Source organism: Caballeronia sp. LZ001 (assembly GCF_031450875.1).
Classification (GTDB): domain Bacteria; phylum Pseudomonadota; class Gammaproteobacteria; order Burkholderiales; family Burkholderiaceae; genus Caballeronia.
Map to the genome: position 1 here is coordinate 101,578 of NZ_JARTVX010000006.1, position 20,300 is coordinate 121,877.

A 20,300-nucleotide genomic window follows, 5' to 3' on the forward strand; every position below is an offset into this window, starting at 1 on the left:
GGCGTCGAGAGGGAGAGAACACTTCAACGCCCTCCGGCAACAGGGGGAGCGGACACTTTCGACGCTGGCCTGCGAGCAAGCCAGCGTGCGGCGACCATAAGCCCGGCAATGAAATAGGCAAGCCCGCCTGGCACCCACATGATGAGTCCGCCGAGTTGCTGATCCTGCAGCGGGTCGAAGCCCAACGCCAGGGTGCTTTCAATACAGGACGGATACCACACGCCTGGCGCAAGCGTCAGCAACGCCCCAAGGGCGCCGGTATGGACCATGGTCGTGAACAGGGAAAGCATGGCGTGTGCGCTCGTGATACCTTGGGCGGGCGATATCCGCCCGAATACAGTCCACCACAACAGCAACGCGCTGCCGAGAAAGCTCGCATGCTGGAGCGCATGGATGCCGGGACGCGCGAGCGCTGCCTCGAAGAAGCGCGGTGCGTGCCAGCACCAGAGCGCTGCCGCATGCAGGACCCAGGCGACGGCTGGCGCGGTCAGCCATCGCCAGGGATGCCTGAGCCAGCCCGAGCGCGTCGCGGCGCCGATCCGAAGGCGCGCATTAGAGGGAAACGCCCAGACGAAAATGGCGAGCGGCCGGCCGATGACGAGCAATGGCGCGGCCACGAGCATGAGCAGCTCGTGCTGCAGCATATGTGCCGAGAACAGGGCCTCGCTCAACGCATGCAGAGGCGAAACGAGCGCGACCGTCAGCGTCACCCAGCCGCCGATGAAGGCGGCGAGCCGCCATCTGCGCAGTGCGTGACCGCGCGCGCCACGCAGGCGCAAACGCGCGTAGCCGGTGAGATAGAGCGCCAGAGTCAGCACGAGCAACACCACTACCCACGGCTCGAAAGTCCAGCCGAGGTAGGGTGCGCCGGACGCATCGGCCGTGACTTCATGGCCCCACGCAAGGCATGGAACGATCAGGAAGGGCAGCGCTTTCAGCACGCGGGTAGTATCCATTGCGGAAGGGAAATGGCGACGAGCGCGACACACGAAAGGCTGCCGACGCCCGTGGCAACCGCGGCCATGAAGCTCGCGCGCGCCTGCCGCGCTGGGCTGTCGACGGCAACGCGGTGCTTCACACGCATATCCCGCCAGCGCAGCCCCGCGGACAGTGTTGCAAGAGCGCACGCAGCAAAGCCCGCGATGCTAACGCCATCGAGCGGCACCTGGCTCGCCAGATGGCAAGAGGGACCGACAAGCATGTAGTTCACGCTCAGACACGTCAGAACGATTGAAGGAGCGATGATAAGCGCGAGCCAGATCCGCATAAGCATCCTTAGAATCGTGGCGCGAGATAAATCACACCGTACATCGGCAGCCAGCTTAAAATCACGAAATACCAGTAGATGGCGTTCTCGCTGACATCCACGAAACGCTTGCCCTCGAAAGGGCCGGTGAACAGCAGCACGGCAAGCACCGCGGTATCGACGGTATCGGTGATGAGATGGGTCGTATGCAGACCGAGCAGCAGCCACACGACGGACCCATATGCATTCGCGTACCAGCTCACGTTGAGCGTCGCGAATTCCAGGCCGCGAATCACGAGGAACAGCAGCGACAGCACCACGCACACGCATAGCCACAGCCGTGCGCGTTCGCGCTCACCCCGCTCCGCAGCACGCTTGGCAAACTGATTGGGCACCAGGCTCACGATCAGCACCAGCGTGTTCGCGGTGCCCCAGCGCAGTTCGGGCGCCGCCGCTGCCATAGGCCAGGCGGAGGAGAGTGCGCGCAGATAGAAGTACATCATCACCGCGATGGCGAAGACGGTCCCCTCAATCAGCATCAGGCCCATCGTGCTCCACCACATAAGGCTGCGATGGCCGAAGGCGTAGGTCGGCAGTCCGGCGACATCGAGCACGAGCTGCTCTGCGGCGCCAGTTTCGGATGCCTGGCTGCGTACATGAGGCGCGTTCACGGACGATTCTCCCGCGCGAGCGCAATCCGGTTATCGCCGCGTTTTGGCCAGAACCACAGGATCATCGCGACCGCGACTGGCGCAGACGCCCATATTACAGCCCACGGCGTGTAGATGGAGCCGATGAACAGCACGGTCGTTGCCACCGCGCTCGCAAACGGCCAGACCGACGGCGAGGGAAACAGCGGCCGATGATCGGGCGTCGCATCGAGCACGCTCGTGACCAATACCTCGCGCGCGTCCACGGCAAGGCCCGCGACGCATGATGGCTGCGCGCCGGGTTCCCACAGCGGATCGCGTCCGTGGACCACGGGAATCACATCGAAATTATGCGCAGGCGGCGGAGACGGCACACTCCATTCGAGCGTGCCCGCGCCCCACGGATCGTCTGGCGCACGCGTCTGGCTGCGCAAACTGCGTATGACGTTCACGATAAAAAGCAGCACGCTCACGGCAATGATCCAGGCGCCGACGGTCGACATGAGATTCATGCCGTCCCAGCCGAGGCCATGCGGATAGGTCCATACGCGGCGCGGCATGCCGTAGAGGCCAAGCAGATGCATCGGGAAAAAAGTCACATTGAAACCAATGAAAAACAGCCAGAACTGCCAGCGCCCGAGGCGCTCGCTCAGCATGCGCCCGGCGAACTTGGGGAACCAGTAGAAGAACGCGCCGAACAGCGGAAATACTGCGCCACCGAGTAACACGTAATGCAGATGCGCGACGACGAAGTAAGTATCGTGCACCTGAAGATCGATCGGCACCGAGGCGACCATGATGCCCGTCAAGCCGCCGAGCACGAGGATGAAAAAGAACGCAAGCACGAACAGCAACGGCGTTCGGAGGTCTAGTTTGCCGGTCCAGAGCGTGCCGATCCAACAGCAGATCTGCAATGCCGACGGAATGGCGATCATCATGCTCGCGGCCGTGAAGAAGCTCTTGCCGAGTTCGGGGATGTTGGTCGCGAACATGTGATGCACCCAAAGCCCGAACGAAAGAAACGCAATGGCGATAAGCGCCAGCACCATCGCCGGATAGGCAAAGATCGGCCGGCGCGCGAAGGTCGGGATGATCGACGATATAAAGCCGAGCGGCGGGATGAAGATGAGATACACCTCGGGATGCCCGAAGAACCAAAAGAGGTGCTGCCACAGCAGAACGTCGCCACCTTTGGCGGGATTGTAGAAGTGCGTGCCGACTAACCGGTCGAGTATCAGGGCCGTGCTGCACAGCATGACCGAAGGCATCGCGAAGAGGACCATGACCTGCGTCACGAGCGTTGCCCAGACGAAGAGCGGCATACGGTTGAGTGACATGCCGGGTGCGCGCATCTTCAGGATGGTGACGATAAGAATGATCGCTTCGAGCAAGCCCGACAACTCGGTGAAGGTAATCATCTGTGCCCAAATGTCGGAGCCTTTACCGGGCGCATAATCGGGCCCCGCGAGCGGCACATAGCTGAACCATCCGGAAGCCGGCGCGCTGTTGAACAGGAGCGATGCAAACAGCAGCAAGCCGCCGAACAGAAACACCCAGTAGGCGTAAGCGTTCATGCGGGGAAACGCGATGCTGCGCGCGCCAATCATCAGCGGCACGAGGTAGGTGGCGACCGCTTGCATGACGGGCACGGCGAACAGGAACATCATCGTCGTGCCGTGCGTGGTGAAGAGCTGGTTGTAGAGATTCGGGCCGATCAGCTTTGCGTCCGGACGCGCAAGTTGCATGCGCATGGCCAGCGCCATCACGCCGCCAAGCACGAAGAATACAAAAGTTGTAACGATGAAGCGCCGCGCGATGGTCTTGTGATTGATCGCGCACAGTCTGCCGAGCAAGCCCGGTGGATCGCTCCAGGTCGCGGCAAGCGAGGCGCGGTCTGCATGGGCGGCGTGGCTCATCGCAAAGTCTCCAGCCAGGTTACGAGCGCCGTCATGTCGTCGGCGGCAAAGTGCGATGGCGGCATCAGCGCGCCGGGTTTCAGCGCGTCAGGATCGCGAATCCAGCGCGCAAGCGTGTCGTGGTCGTTGTCGAGGGTGCCGGCCGCGATCTTCGGGCGCGTCGCCAGATGCGTCAGGTCGGGCCCAAGCATGCCGCGCGCGGTCGTGCCGCGCACGGCATGGCAACGTGCGCAATCGTTTGACAGAAAGAGGTCGCGGCCACGCGTGGCGAGTTCGTTCGGCGGCGATGGCGCGTCGGCCCGCTGCCGGGCGGCCCACGCGTCGTAGTCGGCGGGTGACTGTGCGACGACCGAAAACGCCATCAACGCATGTTCCGCGCCGCAGAATTCGGCGCACTGTCCGCGATAAACGCCGGCCTTGTCAGCGCGAAATTCGATGGTGGTGTCACGCCCGGGAATCATGTCCTTCTTGCCATGCAGGTTTGGCGCCCAGAACGTATGGATCACGTCCGCGGCGGCTAGCGCGACGACCACCGGCCGTCCCACTGGCACGTGCAGTTCGTTGGCCAGCATGAAGCCGGGCGCGCCGCGGTCGGGAAGATAGCGCGCTTGCCACCACCATTGGTGTCCCGTCAATTCGATATGCAGCGCATCGGCGACCGGCAGGCGCGACAACGCGCGGTCAGTGAGGACATCGGCGAAGATGAGGCCGAAGAGCAGTACGGCAGACACGACTGTGCCGGTGATCACCGCGCGTCGCATGCGCGGTTCGGTATGTTCGGTCGAAGACAGGTCGGGGGTCAAGCCCCGCCGCGCCCGCTTTGCCCGCCATAACGCGATGACACAGGCGACGAGTATCGCCGCGAAGACGACGCAGCAAACCGCGAGCGTGAGATGCCAGAGCCGCAAGATCTGGCTCGCCTGAACTCCAGCCGGATTCAGTGCATCTTGCATAATGGCCTAGTCGATTTATGGGTGGGGAAGTTCAGCCGCGCATGAACGAGCAATCGCTATTCCAAACGTCCGCATGCAAGCAATTGCCAATAAGGTTCAAGCGGCATCGCGATTGCTCGCCAGTCAGCTCCTAGGGAATACTACACGCTGTCGTGGGGAGATTTCAGAGAGTCTTATGGACGAGATCGAGCGGTTGCGCCAAGTCGCATATGAACAATGGGAAAGGGAAGGACGGCCCGAGGGAAGGGCAGAAGGGCATTGGCAATTGGCGCTTGAGACCATGGCCAAGCATTCACATGCCAATTCGCCACGAGCCACCTTACGCGCGAGCAAGTTGTCTGACCTGCTTTCCGAGGCGAACATTACGGTGCTGGAGAAGCATGTGCTGCCTCGCTATCTGTCCGAGCGGCGCTGGTATTCCGCAAAGGACCGTGACATAGGCCAAATTCGGCTGACCGCCTCGCCGCCGTCGATCGACGACATCGGTGTGATGACGCAGGTCCGGGTCGGATTGGACGGAAACGAGGAGGTCTACTCTTTGCCGCTCGCGATAATCTGGGACGACCAGTGCGCGGGCGACGCAACGGAACTGGCGCGCAAGATGACGCTCGCGGAAATAGAGCATTTAGGCCGGACTGGCGTCGTGACCGATGCTTTTTTCGTTCCCGAATTCGTCCGCGCCCTGTTGCGTAACATCGGCGCAGGTCACTCCGTCGGCGCTCAAGATGGCGAAGCGTTGGACTTTTTTACGGAGGACGCCTTCCGCCTGAAACACAGAAGTGAGGAGGAGTTGCGGTGGCTGTCGGCGGAGCAGAGCAACAGCTCCGTCATTATCGGCGGCCACACCGTGCTCAAGCTAATGCGACGTCTGGAGGACGGCGTGCACCCCGAGCCGGAAATGTGTCGATTCCTGACTCGCGCCGGATACCGAAATTCCAGTCCTCTTTTCGCGGAAGTAATTCATTCGGATCGTGCGGAGCGTCAGCGCACACTCGCTGTCGCTCAGGGCTTTGTGCCGAACAGCGGCGACGCGTGGACTTTCGCCGTCGAGAAGTTCTGCGAAGGAGCGTCGCCCGGAGCGGCGGACCCCGACCGAGCTTCGTATGCGTCGGCAACGAATGCCATCGGCACCTTTGCAAGCGTACAGGCGATGACGCATGCCGTGGGTCTGCGCCTGGGCGAGCTTCATTCCGTGCTGGCCAACGGCCGAGGCGGGCCGGCGTTCGACCAGGAACCGGCAAGCGACCAAGATATTACGGTATGGAAAAACGCTGCGGTTGTGCAACTCAATAAGGCACTTGAGATAGTCTCCCAGCGCGGCAAAGCGCTGACGGGCGCATCTCTTGATGACGAGTCACTTCTCCGTTTATTTAGTCACCATCGCAACGAGATAATCACGACCATCGAAGATTCGACCTTCAGAAAAAATGGTAGCTCGAAAATCCGTATCCACGGCGACTTCCATCTCGGGCAGGTGCTTCTATCCGAGCAGGACGCATTCATCATCGATTTTGAAGGAGAGCCAGCCCGGCCGATGGATGAACGGCGAATGAAGTCCCATCCGCTTCGGGACGTGGCTGGGCTGCTCCGCTCCATTGCATATGCGGCGGCGTTTCATTTGAAGGAGAGAAGCGGGCAGACAAGGAGCAGTCACGAAAGCCTTGCGGCACAGGTTCAGGCGTCCCGCTCCGCCGCTGAAAACGCTTTCCTGCGGAGCTATGCGTCGGCTGCACCGCATGGCGCCGGCCTGGAAGACACGGACGAGGGCCCTGGCCTCCTTGACCTTTTTCTCGTCGAGAAGGCGGCATACGAGGTCTGTTATGGAGCAGCGAATCGTCCGGAATGGTTGCAAATTCCGTTACACGGGCTCATGGACGCATTGACGCGATTTCCTCCACTGAAAAAGTTGGGAGAAAAGCGTGAGAGGTCATGACCATTGGCGAAAAAGCCTCGCGTGAAGCGGTCAAGCATGTCAGCGTCCTTTCTTCCTGCCGAGGACGGGGTAATTCAAGCAATGTGCGATCGCGCAGAAGCGTCGCAACCGGCCCGCGCGCAAACGACGCCTGGTGTAGTGATTGCTGCGCTGGCTTCTGGCCGATTAAATCAAAAACTGAGAGAGACGGAAAAATGGATATCCCGAGGCAGGTCGTTTCGTTTTTGACTTTAAGAAGCCTTAAACTGGCCACCGCAGAATCGTGTACTGCAGGACTCATTGCATCGCTTATATCGTCGGTGCCGGGCAGCGGCGCCTGCCTGGACGTTGGCTTCATAACCTATTCGCCATCCGGTAAAGCGGGCTTCCTCGGAGTCAAGGAAGCAACGATGAACGAGCACGGCCTGACAAGCGAAGAAGTGGCGAAGGAAATGGCAGAAGGGGCACTTCGACTTGAGGCGTGTTGTGCTGATGTTTGTATTTCCAACACGGGCGTCGCCGATGGAAACGCCGGTGATGATCCAGCGCCCGGAACGCAGTGTTTCGGATGGGCGCTCAAGCTGCGTGATGGCAAAATCGTGAGCGTTACCGAGACTAAAATTTTCGACGGCGAGCGTAACGACGTCAGACGCGCCGCTGCGCTGTACGCGTTGTCGCGTATCGAGCACCACTTCAACAGCATACCGAAAGGCTGACGGGAGTTTGCAATGCAAGAAGGCAGCAGCGACTGGCAAGTTTGGCAAAAAGAAGTCATGACCGCGCTAGACGTTCAACCCGATTTCGACGAGGAAACCGAGCGTGAGCGGCGCGTGACTTTCTTGTCGCACTACCTGGTTTCTCAAGGTTTGAGAACGTATGTGCTAGGGATCAGTGGTGGTGTCGATTCTTCCGTGGCCGGCCGATTGGCACAGTTGACGGTTGAACGCCTTCGCGCGCGCGGATACGAAGCGCACTTTGTGGCGGTCAGACTGCCCTATGGCGTCCAGCGCGATGAGCAGGACGCCCAACATGCGCTCGAATTCATTCGGCCGGACGAAGTGCTCACCGTCAATATCCAGCGTTCATCCGATGAGATGCTTCTGTCGCTCGAGCAGGCGGGCGCTCAATACGTAGATGATTATCAAAGGGACTTCGTACTCGGCAACATCAAGGCGCGTGAACGCATGATCGCTCAATATGCGATTGCGGGCGCCAGACAGGGCGTAGTGATCGGTACTGACCATGCCGCCGAATCACTCATGGGTTTTTTCACCAAGTACGGTGACGGGGCGGCGGACATTCTGCCCCTTTCGGGTCTGACCAAGCGACGCGTGCGTGCACTAGCCCGCTTGATGGGTGCGGAAGAACGGCTTGTGATCAAAGTGCCGACCGCCGATCTGGAAACATTGACGCCGCAGCGTCCTGACGAGGACAGTTATGGTGTCAGCTACGAAAACATCGATGATTTTCTGGAGGGCAAGGACGAAGTGGTGGTGACCGTGCGGCGCTCTATATCGCTACGCAGCATAAACGCTCGCTTCCGGTGACAGTGCCTGTCGTCGCGCCACTTTGATCTTTAAGTTACGAGGAGCTGACTGCACCGTAGCTGGTGGCTTCACAAGGTGCTGCTATAGATTCGCGGCCCCGTCATGCTGCTGGCGGGGATCTACAGAGGTACTTGCTCCTGCACCGGCACCACGGTGGCAGTCCGGCTTACCTTGCAGCCGCTTGCTCGCTCGTCCTACGTCAGACGGGTAATCGATTTCGTCGGCTACAGGATCGAAACCGGCACAGCGATAGGCTTGCGTGTCCGCCTCTACTGCCTGACGCGTTGTGCTGCCGCTCGATGAACAGGCGCTGATCAAAAGCGGGACCGCGGCGAAAAGGCCAGCCATGTAAAGCGAGCTGTTGATAAAGCGGGTGGGCGCGCATTTGCGCTTTGCGGACGAGCACATGTTCAATGTCGTATTTGCTCGATGGAGATGGGATGCTCAACGCGGCCGCCGTTGCGGTCGGTCAGTTCAACGCACCGGTGATAAACCATGGTCCAGCCCGCGCGGAGACGTGTCACCGGCCGATTGCCTTCGGCTCGGCTGTCAATGCCGCCTAGTCCACGGGCGGGCGCGGGAACGTTGTTGTCCAGGGTGGCATTCGAGCCAACAACGTTATCGTGTTGAAGCGGTAGATCGCGCTTGGCTTCGAGCCCCTCTCCATCGGTGTCGACCGTATCATCGGACGCGTCCATATTCGCATTGTCGACAGAGACAATTCGGGACTGCGCGCGCTCGATCGGGTCTGCTGACTGCGCGGTGACCGAGTCGACATCTATTTCGGGCAGCGGGGCGCTCTCGTTGTTTGCGTAGGAAGTAGACGGGCTTTTCTTTCCCGCGTGGTCCTTGGCCATGACTTGCGCATCCGCTCGCGCAGTTTCGGTAGCAGGCGTCTCCGATGGCGTCTGCGCCTGAATTTCTTTTTGCTGCAATTGAGTGGGATTAGATTCGGCGTTATTCAAGGGATTACCTGCGGTAGCTCAGTTGTTGGAAGAGGAGAACGAATCGGAGTGCCTTTTCTGCCGTTCGACATCCCCTTAGGAGCATTGGGTGTGCCCCGGATATGTTTGTCTTGGACCCGATTCGTGCGGCACACCGGTTGCTTTATGGATCTGCAGTAAGACCCAATGCCAAGAGCATTAAAGTGAAAACGAATTCGATTCTTTTCGCGGCACTGACGTCCGCACTCATCGTTGCCGGACCCGCCGCATTCGCGCAAACGCAGGCCGCAAGCACCACGCAGGCAAACGACCTTCCTGCGGTCGATAAAGCGTTTGTGCAGGCCGCTTCCGAGTCGAGCTCGACTGAGATAGACACGTCAAAGCTGGCGAGCAAGCAGTCGCAAGATGAAGACGTGAAAGACTTCGCGCATCATATGATGCTCGACCACACCAAACTGACGGTCCAGCTCAAAATGGCTGCGCCCCATGGCATGGCGGTTCCTAAGGACAATTCGGACACATCGGTACTCGATAAGCTCAAGCCGCTCAGTGGAAAGGCGTTCGATACCGCGTATATAAAGACCGTCGGCATAGACGGGCACCAGAAGGCCGTTGCTGCTTTCCAAAAAGAAGCCTAGGAAGGTCAGAACGCGGATTTGAAGAAGGCTGCGCAAAAAGCGCTACCGACCATTCAGCATCATCTGGAGATGGCGCAAGCCCTTGCCGCAAAGAGGGGCGTGCAGTAACGAGAGGCTTCAACGCGAGTTTGCTCTGGCTCTTCGATCAGCGAGGGATGCGGCTTTCCCTGCCGATCGAGCCGTTCGAAGATGCATTTGCCGGAATAAACGCAATGGTATCGGCCAGTACACCTGAAACCGCGTTCGACATCGGCTGGGACTTCGCCCGCTTCGGGCGCGCGATGGATACGGCCGTGCGCGATCCCGCGGTACTTCAAGGGTTTGCGGCAGGACGCGAGCATTTCCGTGTTGCCCAACACCGGCCCGACCGATTCGTGTCGAAGTGGCTGCAACTTCGCATCAATGCATATAAACGGCGCCGTATATTGGACGCGCACGTCACGCCGTCCTATCTCAAGCGGATCGACTCTCTGGTTTGCCCGATCACTTTATCGCCTCTTACGCACGGCGCCCTTTGCGAGACGGACTGGTCCGTCGATCGCATCAACAACAACGGAGCGTATGCTCCCGGCACCTGATGGTTATGTCGGTCAAAGCAAACAAGGCAAAAGGCGCGAAGGATTACCGGGCGGTGGCTCATCTGGCATCGGCTTGTGCAACAGGAAATGCGGATGCCGCCGACTTGCGTGGGCTATCCCGTTCCGAATGGGCTCGGCTGGCATGTGTCATGGTTGGCGCAGCAGATGTCTCCGACGTCGAATCGTCGCTCAGCCCTCTTTTGACGAAGATTCCTGAAGACTCTCGTGTGCCCCTTTATTACGTCCTGCAACAAATGCTGCTCCATTCGGCACTGCATGCTTCGGAGCGCAACCGAATCCTGAAAGCGCTCAATCGCCTGCAGCCGTCTGCAGAGCGGCGTCTGAGCCTGCATTGCGCCGCAGAGCGACTATCCATTGCTTTGAAGCGTGCTGCTTTTCCTTACGATGCGCTGGCCGACGAGTCGGTGCAGCGCCAGCTTTGGGGCTGGTTTCAGGCTATACCTGGCGGCTACGTCCCCGGCCTGCTCGAAGTATGCGCATTTCATGGGGCCTAGCAATGTGAGCCGACGCTTCCAGCCGCCTCGTCGGTACAGACGCACGGCAAATTTTAAGCGGATTCATCAGCCTATGCACGACAGCCGCGCTGTTCAGTCATGCGAATTGCTGAACGCAGTTTCACGGCATGACGATTGCAATAGATGATGTGCTTTTAATCAACCAATATTTTTGGAGAAAATCATGGCCGCTGCGACCACCCTCAATGACCTGTTCATCCATGCCCTGTCGGACGTCTACAGTGCAGAGAAGCAACTGACAAAAGCGCTTCCGAAACTGGCCCGAGCGGCGACAAATCCTGATCTGGCGGCAGCGTTCAAAACGCACCTGGAAGAGACGCAGGGCCAGATTGAACGAATCGACCAGGTTGTCGAGTTATCTGCCATCAAACTAAAGCGCGTGAAGTGCGTTGCGATGGAGGGCCTCGTCGAAGAAGGACAGGAGCAAATCGAAGAGATCGAGAAAGGGCCGATTCTCGATGCCGCGCTGATTGCCGCTGCGCAAAAAGTCGAACACTACGAGATTGCGACATACGGAACGCTGGCTGCGCTTGCGAAGAAACTTGGATATAACGACGGTATGAAACTTCTTCTGGAGACCCTGGAAGAAGAGAAGGCGACGGACAAGAAGCTGACGCTGCTTGCCGAGCAAGAGCTATCCGAGGAAGAAGTCGGCAAGTGACCTGTCAAAGAACCGTGCTTTTTGTAGGGCGGCTTGCCAAGGTAAGCCGCCGCTACCTTCGAGCAAGCCGGTGTTCGAGTTCCCGCTAATAACCGGGGCAACGCCCGTTATATGCCCCGTTGAAGTCAAGCGCCCCTGACAAGGACAGCGCTGCGTCGGTTACGGTCGAAGACTTCCATCACGCTTGGCTGCCATGTTTTGAAGTACGGACAAGCATCGCGCTTGCTGCGCGGGGGGCATTGAGATGATGGCTCCGCACGGCACTGCACTATCGCGGATTTTCCGCCGGAAAGGTTGGCTTCCGCCTCTGTTGCTAGGATTCGGCATCTCAGGGCTCTTTGGCGGAATCGTCCTCCATCAGATTTTGCAGTGGCATCACTTGCTCAGTGGAGTTGAACAACCTTGGAGAAGGGATCTACGCGCTCAGATTTTTGCAGACGGGGTCTTCCACGCCGCATTGTGGCTCGTGGTACTTGCCGCTTCGATTGAATGTGGAGAGGCCGGCATTTGTCAAATGAAGGCCACTTCCAACAAGTTTTATCATCGGCGTTATTTGGATTCGCTTTATGGCACGGCTTGGATGCGGTTGTCGATCATTGGGTGTTGCAGATTCACCATATCAAAGACGACGCGGCGCAGCCGGTTCTCTGGGATGTGGTCTGGCTGGTGGTTTTCGGTATCGTCCCAGCCCTGGCTGCTTGGGCAATCGGGCGCAATGATAAAGGCGACGGAGTAGATGGCCGTTGTGCGGCGCCACCGGCACGTCCTACAGCCGACGTCGCAAATGAACAGCAGAGACCGATTAAAAGGCGAGCACGCCCTTGCGCACTGTCGTTGCTAGCAGTTGTTGCAGTGGTATTGGCAGCCGCCTATTCGCCTCAAAGCGATAGAGCGATGCTATTGACGCTACCAGGTGTTTCAACCGCGCAGATATTCGACGAAATCGACCAGTTGGACGCGCGCATCCTCTGGACGGACCGCTTGGGAAACGTTTGGTCCGTTCAACTACCGCGCTTCCAGTCCGCCTCATGGTTTCCCAGCGTGCGACAGGGCGTTCTGATTTTTCGTGTCAGCATCGGCTTAGCGGGATGCAGCATTTGAATAGCCGTTCGCCGCCTGCTGCAGGTTGTCATGCGCTACATATACTGTGCAACAATGCAGCGCCTTTCGCTTTCAAGCTGTATCTTTTTCAATTTTCCCGTCGATCCACGGTCGCAGCAATTGTGGCGTGCGCATGTCGCGCGGCGGAGCAAAGTCGCGTCGCGCGACGCCACGCATCGCCTGAGGAGAGCGAGGAAAGCCGCTGCGCCCACGATACCGCGTGTCGATGCCTCGCTGCCATTCCCGATCGGAAGTGGACTCACCTCTAAGCGCGACGCTCGTATATACGTCAAGCGCGGTTATGCCAAGGAGATTGGCCAACGTGCCGAGCGTCCGTGCTTGGCGCCGGGGAGAGGGCACACCCGCTTTACCGATCACGGTCGCGACATCGACTATATCGCCGCCCACTCGCGCCCACACGTAAGGCGCAGGGTGACGCGTCAGAAGGATGCCGACGCCACACGCGATTTCGCGCAGGCCATACAGTCGCACAAGCGCGCGGCTGCCTTCAATGCCGGCGGCACGGGCGACGCTACGCGGCGCAACGAGTTCAGCCGCCCCTATAGCCAGGCTGAACCATCCGAGTCCGCGTGCGAGCGAACGTGGGTTGCGCCCGGCGCGTAAAGCCCGGCCCGCCGAGTCAGTATGAGAGTTCATAAGAAGCCTTGTTAAGAAGTCGAGGGGAAGCCGTCCGACACATTCACGGTTTCAGAACAACCTTGATGCAGCCATCCTTCTTGTCCCGAAACGTTGTGTACATGTCCGGACCGTCTGAAAGCGCGACCGTATGGGTAATGACGAACGACGGATCGATTTGTCCGTCCCTAATGCGGCGTAACAGGTCGTCCGTCCAACGATTCACATGCGTTTGCCCCATGCGCCAGGTGAGCCCTTTGTTCATTGAAGCGCCAAAAGGAATCTTGTCTATCAATCCGCCATATACGCCAGGCACGGATAAGATGCCTGCGGGGCGGCAAACGTAAATCATTTCACGAAGCACATGCGGGCGATCCGTCTCCAACATCACTGTCTGTTTTGCGCGGTCGTACAGTGCGTCAATGGATCGGGTGGCGTGCGACTCCATGCCCACGGCGTCTATGCACTTTTCCGGACCTTTGCCCTGCGTCAACGCGCCCAATCTTTCCAAGACGCTTTCGTTTGCGAAGTCGATCGTCGTCGCGCCCGCGGCTTGCGCCATCGCAAGCCGCTCGGGTACGCGGTCGATCGCGATGACCTGCCTGGCTCCCAGCAGAACGGCGCTGCGTATTGCCATCTGTCCAACCGGACCGGCGCCCCAGATGGCGACAGTATCGGTGGGTTCGATGTCGCATTGGACGGCGGCTTGCCAGCCAGTTGGAAAGATGTCGCCAAGAAAGAGCACCTGTTCGTCGGTGAGGCCGTCGGGGATCTTGATGTGGGTCTTGTCGGCGAACGGCACACGGACGTATTCCGCCTGGCCACCGGGGTATCCACCCGTCAGATGGGTATAGCCGAAAAGACCGGCAGTCGTATGTCCGAACATCTTGTCTGCAGCGCTTGCATTACGGTTGCTTCGTTCACACACTGAAAAATTGCCACGTTTGCACTGCTCGCACTCACCACAGAAAATAGTAAATGGCACAACAATGCGTTCGCCCGCCTTCAATACCGAGTTGTCTTTGCCCACTTCAACGACTTCGCCCATGAACTCATGACCCATGATGTCACCGGATTTCATGCCGGGCATGAACCCGTCGAAGAGATGCAGGTCGGAGCCGCAGATCGCACAACTCGATACTTTGACGATGGCGTCTCGTGGGTGCTCAATGCGAGGGTCTGGAACAGTCTCGTAACGAATATCTTTCTTGCCTTGCCATATCAGCGCCTTCATGTCTTTCTCCGTGAGGATGCAGTCACAAGCGGCCGCATTGCAGTTGCAATAGACCTCTTCGATCCATCCAAAGCGGCCACAGAATGCAACGAGCAACGCGCATACCGCCACAGTTCTTCCGAGCGTAAGGCACACTGACAAACCCTCTTGCCCGCGACAAACCGAGGGAACGTGGCTCTTTTTACAGTTGGAAACGCGCGGTGCGTCTTCCAGGCATGAGCAGGCAGCCCGTCGTAGAAGGGCACACGGATTGCAGCAACCATAGACGGAGGAAATCTTCCTCGACTTTCCCGTCACGCAAGGAGCCGATATGGCTGAACCGAAAGACCACCTTCTCGACTGGCTACGCGATGCCCATGCCATGGAGCAACATGCGGAGCAAATGCTACGCGCTCAGTCCGGCCGGCTTGAGCACTATCCTGAGTTGAAGGCTCGCATCGATCAGCATCTGCAGGAGACACTTGGACAACAAAAGATCGTTGCTCAGTGTATTGAACGCCTCGGCGGTACGACGTCAGTAGTTAAGGACCTGACGGCCAAAATGATGGCCTTTGGCCAGGCGGTCGGCGGCATGACGATGACCGATGAAGTCGTTAAAGGTTCCATCATGAGTTATGTCTTCGAAAATCTTGAGATTGGCTCTTACACGGCTCTTATCGCCGCAGCCGAACGCGTAGGTGACGCGCAAACGAAAGCCGCGTGCGAGCAAATTCTGCCACAGGAGCAAGCGATGGCGCAGTGGCTGCTCGACCACATTCCGTCCATTTCGAATCGCTACCTCGAGCGCTCGGCGGCAGGGGAGGAGGCAAAGAAGTAGGCGAATCATTTCTCTGGCGAGAAGCAAGGTCTTCGCGTTCGCGCGACAGCAGAATCTTTGCCTTGCGTGACATTCGGGGTCCGGATTGCATTTCTTGCGCGGGTACTGCCAGACAGAGCGAGCTACTGCCTCGCGCTTGAAAGCTCAAGCAGGGCAGTGCGGCTTGCAGTGACCGAAGAACATTCACTCACGAAGATTGTCGAGGATCGCGCGCCAGGCGCACGTATCGCCGAGCCGCCATCACAAGCAGCAATGTGGCCGCACCGTCAACGCTGCCCGTGCCCCGGGCGGCTGCAACCTTGCGCTGGTGTACAAGCTGAATTCGCGTACGCGGCCATTTTCGCCCGAGCGCTCTCTCAAACCACCACCGCTTTTGTAGAGCGCGTCGCCGCTTTCCCGCGGTTCGCCTTTCAACTGTGCTTTAACTCCTACCAGGCTCGCTATGGCGTCGTAGAGGCGTGGGGCGCGTCGCCCAAACCCGGCAATCGCCCTCGAAGCACCACCCACGTATAGGTCGCGTGTCGGATGTACCGCTGCATGAAGAATTGCCTTCGCCACAATGGCTGGCGCGTAGACGGGTGGCGGCAGCTTGGGTTCGTCATCGAGATAATGTTTTGCATGCTCGACAAACAGTGTGTCGATGCCCGCCGGCTTGATAAGGGTGACCGATACAGGCGCCCGTTCGTCCTTCAGTTCAAGACGCAGCGAATCGGTAAAGCCTTTGACCGCGTGCTTGGACGCTACGTACGCGCCCTGCAGAGGTACTGCAATATCCGACAGCTCGCTTCCGAGATTGATGAGCGCCCCGCCGCTTTGCCGCAAATGCTTTATTGCGACACGCGAGCCATTCACAACGCCCCAATAGTTTGTGTTGAAGAGCCTGCGCTGGTCTTCCAGCGTCACATCCTCAAGGCGGCCGTAAATCGAAACGCCGGCATTGTTGATCCATGTGTCAAATCCGCCGAACCGCGCCACGGTGGCATCAGCGGCGGCTTGCAGCTGATTTTCGTCAGCGACGTCCGCCGCCGTGTATGCCACAGCCGGCGCTCCATCGCGTGCGAGTTACATTGCAAGCAACGCAAGGGACGCTTCGTCGCGGGAAATCAGCATCAGCCGGGCGCTAGCCATTGCCGCATGGCGAGCTACAGAAAGCTCGATACCACTGGTCGCACCGGTCAATACGATTGTCTGTTCGTTCAACGGCTTGAGTTCGATTCGCATGAAGGGTCCAAACCGGGTTTCAGTCATCGAGCATGCCGCATTCCCAACACCCATACGCTCGCTTATACCCCGGCCCTCCGCCCTTTGCCGAGGCGGTCATGGAAAGCCCGCGCCGCAATGCAAGCAACCGACGCATCATAATTTAGATCATAACGGCCGAGACCGTGTAAACACGAAACAATCGCGAGCAGATTGCTAGCGCGGGCGTCTGGCGAATGAGATATTCACAGTCCGGTCTTCGACTTCCGTTCACTACCAACGCCTTCGGAATAGAAGATTGCTGACACTCGAACGGAGGTGTACCGGATATCGATTGCTTCGACGCACTCTCCTGTTGTGAAGTTTGAACGGATCCCGTTAGCAGTTATCATCACTTCTTTCAATGGCAGCTTCGCTTTCTCTTAGCGTCCCCATGCGGCCCCGTATCGCGCATCCGAATACAGCGTGCTGTCGCACGGAGCGCCTGTGCCGGCATTCATAGCCGCACCGGGCAGCCGTTCCTGATAACCCTATGGTCTGCCTCGGGATGTCTGCCTTTGTGGACCGGCTTCAGACGGAAACAAGTGTAGGACTATTGCGCGTTGCCATATCGGCGACGGCGGCGCATATCGAGCTGGCGATCTTGTGATGCACCATATGGCCCGCGTCGGGCACCTCATCGAGTGTGCTGTTCGGCAAAACGTCCTGCAGACGCACGGCATGCGCTTGCGGATCGACGATCTTGTCGCCGGTTCCTGCGAAAATTCGCACCGGTATATCGATTGAAGCGTAGTGCGCGCGCAATCGCGCGGCGGCTGGGATCATAAACGCTGCATCTTCCGACGTTGCCCGAATCTGGCCTGGACGCAACAGCATCTCACGAGGCATGGCATCGAAGAAGCCGCCAGGCACGGGCTGCGGCGAGAACATCGCCTTGACTGTCTGGCCGATGAGCAACCGGCCAGCAAAGGGAGAAGCGGTGTATCGGATCACATCACCGACTACGGGAAGCGCGACCGGCGCCGTCATTGCAACGTCCAGCCGCGCTGAGGGAAAGTAGTATCCGGAGATAAGCACGAGGCCGCGCAATTCCCCGGGAAAATCGACGGCAAGAGACAGCGCGACAAGTGTTCCCCATGAGTGCCCCACAACGATTGGCTTTGCGATACCGAGCTCATTAAGCGCGCGCTGTATTAAAGCTGCCTGCGCTTGAGCAGTCCAAAGCCGATTGCGCGGCCGATCGCTGTGACCGAAACCCGGCCGATCGAAAGACACGACGCGAAAATTTTCGGCTAGTCCATCGGTGACACCGCTTGCTTCGAAGTCCTGCAGTGTGACCATGTTACCGTGCAAAAGTACTATGCACGGACCCGTACCACGATCTGAGTAATGCAGATGGGTTCCATCGATTCCAATAAACCGGCCAACCGGTGGATGGGCACGCTCGACCTGTTTTGCTTTATGCCGGTTCCAAAGGGCAGCGGCCGCGGCAGCGGTGGCAGCAAGCGCGGCGGCGCCAACTGAAGGGGACAGAGACCTAAGTTTGGATGTGAAACGAGGCATGGGATTTTCAGAGTAATCGTTGGAAAGGATCGCGGATGCAATAGCGATGGTGAATTAGCTAGAGTGCGGGAGACGTCTTGCGTCTCAGCCGGATGCGCAGGTTGCATGCGGCCAGCGTGTGTCACAGCGTTTTGGAAGTTCGTCGAGCGCGAGTGTCTTTTATTGGAAGCACTCATTGACTCTGCCGTGCAAGCTGCCTTGTATGCACCAACCGATACGGAGCTATAGAGGACGCGCCACCGGCGCGACACGATTGCAGCCCTAAAAGAAAATATGGCCTGACAATTCAGCAAGCCATGTGCCGGGGATGTAAGGTAAATCGGGGTCGACGCCTTACGTGCAAGGAATTGTGCCACCCATGTTAAGCCAACTTGCAAGCAGCTTGAGAATGGTAGGTATCGGTTTCGGCGCCGGCAGTAACGGATTGCTTGAGGCGGCTTGTCCGGCAGCACGCGCACTTGCAGCGCGGGTGAAGTCTCGCCTGGCGAACGACGCCACGTCCGACCGGTGAACCAACGAAAGAAAGGCAGGAGCTAAGCTCGAATCTGGTGTACGGGGGAGTTGAGGCGGGAGATTGAAGGCGGTGGAGGTTTTAGCTGAGAATCTGATTGTCGAAGTCGGAAACCAGCAAACAACAAACCATCCACCATGAACAAGTTTACGGAAAAAGCGGTTGTCGGTCTATCGGAAACCGGTCTGGGTCTGGACGAATTGGTCCGTCGCGGAGCCCGGCAGTTGATTCAACAGGCGATCGAAGCGGAGCTGACGGCGCTGTTGGAGCGGTTCGAAAACGTCAAGACGTTGCACGGGCAGCGCGCGGTGGTGCGCAATGGCTATTTGCCGGAGCGCGAGGTATTGACGGCGGCCGGCCCGATTGCCGTGAAGGTCCCCAAGGTTCGCGATCGTTCAGGATCAGGCGTGAAGTTCAATTCATCGATCGTGCCGCCATATGTGCGGAAGTCGCCGCGAGTGAGTGCTGCGCTGCCGTGGCTGTATCTGAAGGGCATCTCGACGGGCGACATGAGCGAGGCACTGAGCGTGCTGCTGGGCGAGGACGCCAAGGGGTTGTCGGCCAACGTGGTGAGCCGTCTGAAGGCGCAATGGGCCGACGAGCACGCCAACTGGAACCGGCGGGATCTGTCGACATCGCGCTACGTGTACTGGTGGGTCGACGGCATTCACACCGGCCTGCGTAGCGAGAACTCGGACGGCCAGTGCCTGTTGGTGATCATCGGCGTGAGGCCAGATGGACGCAAGGAGCGTGTGGCAATCGGCGACGGGTCTCGGGAGTCGAAGGCGTCCTGGCAGGAGCTGCTACTTGACCTGAAAACGCGTGGCTTGCAGGCCGGCCCGCTGCTGGCAGTCGGCGACGGCGCGATGGGCTTCTGGGCTGCACTGGAGGAAGTGTTTCCGGCAACGCGCGGCCAGCGCTGCTGGTTCCACAAGATGGGCAACGTGCTCAACGCGCTGCCGAAGTCGCAGCAGGGGCGTGCGAAGGCCGACCTGCAGGCGATTTGGATGGCCGCGACGCGCGCCGACGCGTATGCCGCGTTCGATCGTTTCGTGACGGTCTACGCCGCAAAATATCCGAAGGCGACCGAAACGCTGAAGAAGGACCGGGAGAGCCTGCTGTCGTTTTACGACTTCCCCGCCGAGCACTGGCAGCATTTGCGCACGACCAATGCGATTGAGTCGACATTCGCGACCGTGCGCCACCGGACGACTCGCACCCGCAACTGCGTGTCGCGACCAACCTTCCTCGGTCTGGCATTCAAGCTGATCGAGCAAGCCGAGAAAACCTGGCGCCGTATCAACGGCCCCGAACAGATCAAGCTGTTGTTGGAGGGCATTGCCTTCAGGGACGGCGAACCGGTGCAAGGCGATCAAACGGTTCAGCAGAAACTCGCCGCCTGAAGTCGAACGCTATCAAGCTGCCCATACACCATGCATGGACGCCCCCGGCTTGCCAAGCTCTCGTTCGTAACGTCGGGCAGGTAATGATTGCAGCCATGCATCCGGACTTCGCTATCCGGCCCACGGCCGGCTGTCCCTGATGGAATATGCTGGCCGGACTCTCATCACTCTTGCGTGCTTTCGCGCACATTGGTGTACCCAGAGTTTCCCAGCCACGGTCTAACCTGTCTCGCCATCACGTCATGATCGCCTGA

General features: G+C 59.0%; 17 protein-coding genes and 4 pseudogenes. 12 read left to right on the plus strand and 9 right to left on the minus strand.

All coding sequences use genetic code 11. The features are described from left to right. Nucleotides 1–23: 23 nt before the first annotated feature. The 5 genes from P9292_RS41095 to coxB form a co-directional block, all read right to left on the minus strand. A complete protein-coding gene (locus P9292_RS41095; protein ID WP_309965668.1) occupies nt 24–941 on the minus strand; it encodes a cytochrome c oxidase assembly protein in 918 nt (305 codons plus the stop codon). Next, the gene (locus P9292_RS41100) at nt 935–1,201 is read right to left on the minus strand and encodes a hypothetical protein (protein WP_309966485.1); all 267 of its coding nucleotides are present in this window, start codon (nt 1,199–1,201) and stop codon (nt 935–937) included. The genes P9292_RS41095 and P9292_RS41100 overlap by 7 nt, the downstream gene beginning before the upstream one ends. Nucleotides 1,202–1,275: 74 nt before the next feature. Beyond that, nucleotides 1,276–1,917 carry a cytochrome c oxidase subunit 3 gene (locus tag P9292_RS41105; protein WP_309853299.1) on the minus strand — a complete coding sequence of 214 codons (642 nt, stop codon included), beginning with the start codon at nt 1,915–1,917 and terminating at the stop codon, nt 1,276–1,278. Then, nucleotides 1,914–3,812, minus strand: a complete 1,899-nt coding sequence (gene ctaD, locus P9292_RS41110) for a cytochrome c oxidase subunit I (RefSeq protein ID WP_309965671.1) — start codon at nt 3,810–3,812, stop codon at nt 1,914–1,916. Before ctaD ends, P9292_RS41105 begins: the two co-directional genes overlap by 4 nt. Then, the gene (gene coxB / locus P9292_RS41115) at nt 3,809–4,765 is read right to left on the minus strand and encodes a cytochrome c oxidase subunit II (protein ID WP_309965674.1); all 957 of its coding nucleotides are present in this window, start codon (nt 4,763–4,765) and stop codon (nt 3,809–3,811) included. Before coxB ends, ctaD begins: the two co-directional genes overlap by 4 nt. Before the next feature lie 175 nt (nt 4,766–4,940). Between coxB and P9292_RS41120 the strand changes: the two genes are divergently transcribed. From P9292_RS41120 to nadE, 3 genes and pseudogenes are all read left to right on the plus strand, one after another. Then, nucleotides 4,941–6,698 carry a putative maltokinase gene (locus tag P9292_RS41120; protein ID WP_309965677.1) on the plus strand — a complete coding sequence of 586 codons (1,758 nt, stop codon included), beginning with the start codon at nt 4,941–4,943 and terminating at the stop codon, nt 6,696–6,698. Nucleotides 6,699–6,892: 194 nt separating this feature from the next. Further along, nucleotides 6,893–7,393, plus strand: coding sequence for a CinA family protein (locus tag P9292_RS41125; RefSeq protein WP_309966491.1), 501 nt, complete (start codon nt 6,893–6,895; stop codon nt 7,391–7,393). Between the two features lie 12 nt (nt 7,394–7,405). Next, nucleotides 7,406–8,250, plus strand: a pseudogene (gene nadE, locus P9292_RS41130) (ammonia-dependent NAD(+) synthetase). Between the two features lie 384 nt (nt 8,251–8,634). Here the strand turns inward: nadE and P9292_RS41135 are convergent. After that, a complete protein-coding gene (locus P9292_RS41135; RefSeq protein WP_309965679.1) occupies nt 8,635–9,189 on the minus strand; it encodes a DUF3005 domain-containing protein in 555 nt (184 codons plus the stop codon). Nucleotides 9,190–9,386: 197 nt separating this feature from the next. Between P9292_RS41135 and P9292_RS41140 the strand changes: the two are divergent. The 7 genes and pseudogenes from P9292_RS41140 to P9292_RS41165 all read left to right on the plus strand — a co-directional run bounded on the left by P9292_RS41140 (nt 9,387) and on the right by P9292_RS41165 (nt 13,306). Further along, nucleotides 9,387–9,914, plus strand: a pseudogene (locus P9292_RS41140) (DUF4142 domain-containing protein). A 47-nt stretch (nt 9,915–9,961) separates the two neighbouring features. Then, nucleotides 9,962–10,384 (plus strand): hypothetical protein, encoded by a 423-nt coding sequence (locus P9292_RS41145; RefSeq protein WP_309853309.1) that lies wholly within the window; start codon nt 9,962–9,964, stop codon nt 10,382–10,384. Nucleotides 10,385–10,389: 5 nt separating this feature from the next. After that, nucleotides 10,390–10,899 (plus strand): hypothetical protein, encoded by a 510-nt coding sequence (locus P9292_RS41150; RefSeq protein ID WP_309965683.1) that lies wholly within the window; start codon nt 10,390–10,392, stop codon nt 10,897–10,899. A gap of 184 nt (nt 10,900–11,083) precedes the next feature. Continuing rightward, nucleotides 11,084–11,581 (plus strand): DUF892 family protein, encoded by a 498-nt coding sequence (locus P9292_RS41155; protein WP_309853313.1) that lies wholly within the window; start codon nt 11,084–11,086, stop codon nt 11,579–11,581. A gap of 247 nt (nt 11,582–11,828) precedes the next feature. Beyond that, a pseudogene (locus P9292_RS43440) lies at nt 11,829–12,056 on the plus strand (DUF2243 domain-containing protein); the annotation flags it as partial. Between the two features lie 32 nt (nt 12,057–12,088). Then, entirely contained in the window at nt 12,089–12,682 is a 594-nt protein-coding gene (locus P9292_RS41160; RefSeq protein ID WP_309965686.1) for a DUF2243 domain-containing protein, read from the plus strand. Between the two features lie 432 nt (nt 12,683–13,114). Further along, nucleotides 13,115–13,306: a hypothetical protein gene (locus P9292_RS41165; protein ID WP_309965689.1), complete on the plus strand. Its 192-nt coding sequence runs from the start codon at nt 13,115–13,117 to the stop codon at nt 13,304–13,306. A 76-nt stretch (nt 13,307–13,382) separates the two neighbouring features. Here the strand turns inward: P9292_RS41165 and P9292_RS41170 are convergent, their stop codons facing one another. Beyond that, complete coding sequence (locus tag P9292_RS41170; protein ID WP_309965692.1) at nt 13,383–14,552, minus strand: zinc-dependent alcohol dehydrogenase; 1,170 nt, start codon at nt 14,550–14,552, stop codon at nt 13,383–13,385. Between the two features lie 310 nt (nt 14,553–14,862). Here P9292_RS41170 and P9292_RS41175 point away from each other — a divergent pair, with 310 nt between their 5' ends. Beyond that, nucleotides 14,863–15,369: a ferritin-like domain-containing protein gene (locus P9292_RS41175; RefSeq protein WP_309853321.1), complete on the plus strand. Its 507-nt coding sequence runs from the start codon at nt 14,863–14,865 to the stop codon at nt 15,367–15,369. Nucleotides 15,370–15,609: 240 nt separating this feature from the next. Here the strand turns inward: P9292_RS41175 and P9292_RS41180 are convergent. Next, nucleotides 15,610–16,590, minus strand: a pseudogene (locus tag P9292_RS41180) (SDR family oxidoreductase). Between the two features lie 549 nt (nt 16,591–17,139). Next, nucleotides 17,140–18,132, minus strand: a complete 993-nt coding sequence (locus P9292_RS41185; protein ID WP_309965695.1) for an alpha/beta hydrolase — start codon at nt 18,130–18,132, stop codon at nt 17,140–17,142. 648 nt (nt 18,133–18,780) lie between these two features. On the opposite strand from P9292_RS41185, the gene P9292_RS41190 reads away from it, so the two are divergent. After that, entirely contained in the window at nt 18,781–20,046 is a 1,266-nt protein-coding gene (locus tag P9292_RS41190; RefSeq protein ID WP_309965697.1) for an IS256 family transposase, read from the plus strand. Nucleotides 20,047–20,300 lie beyond the last annotated feature (254 nt).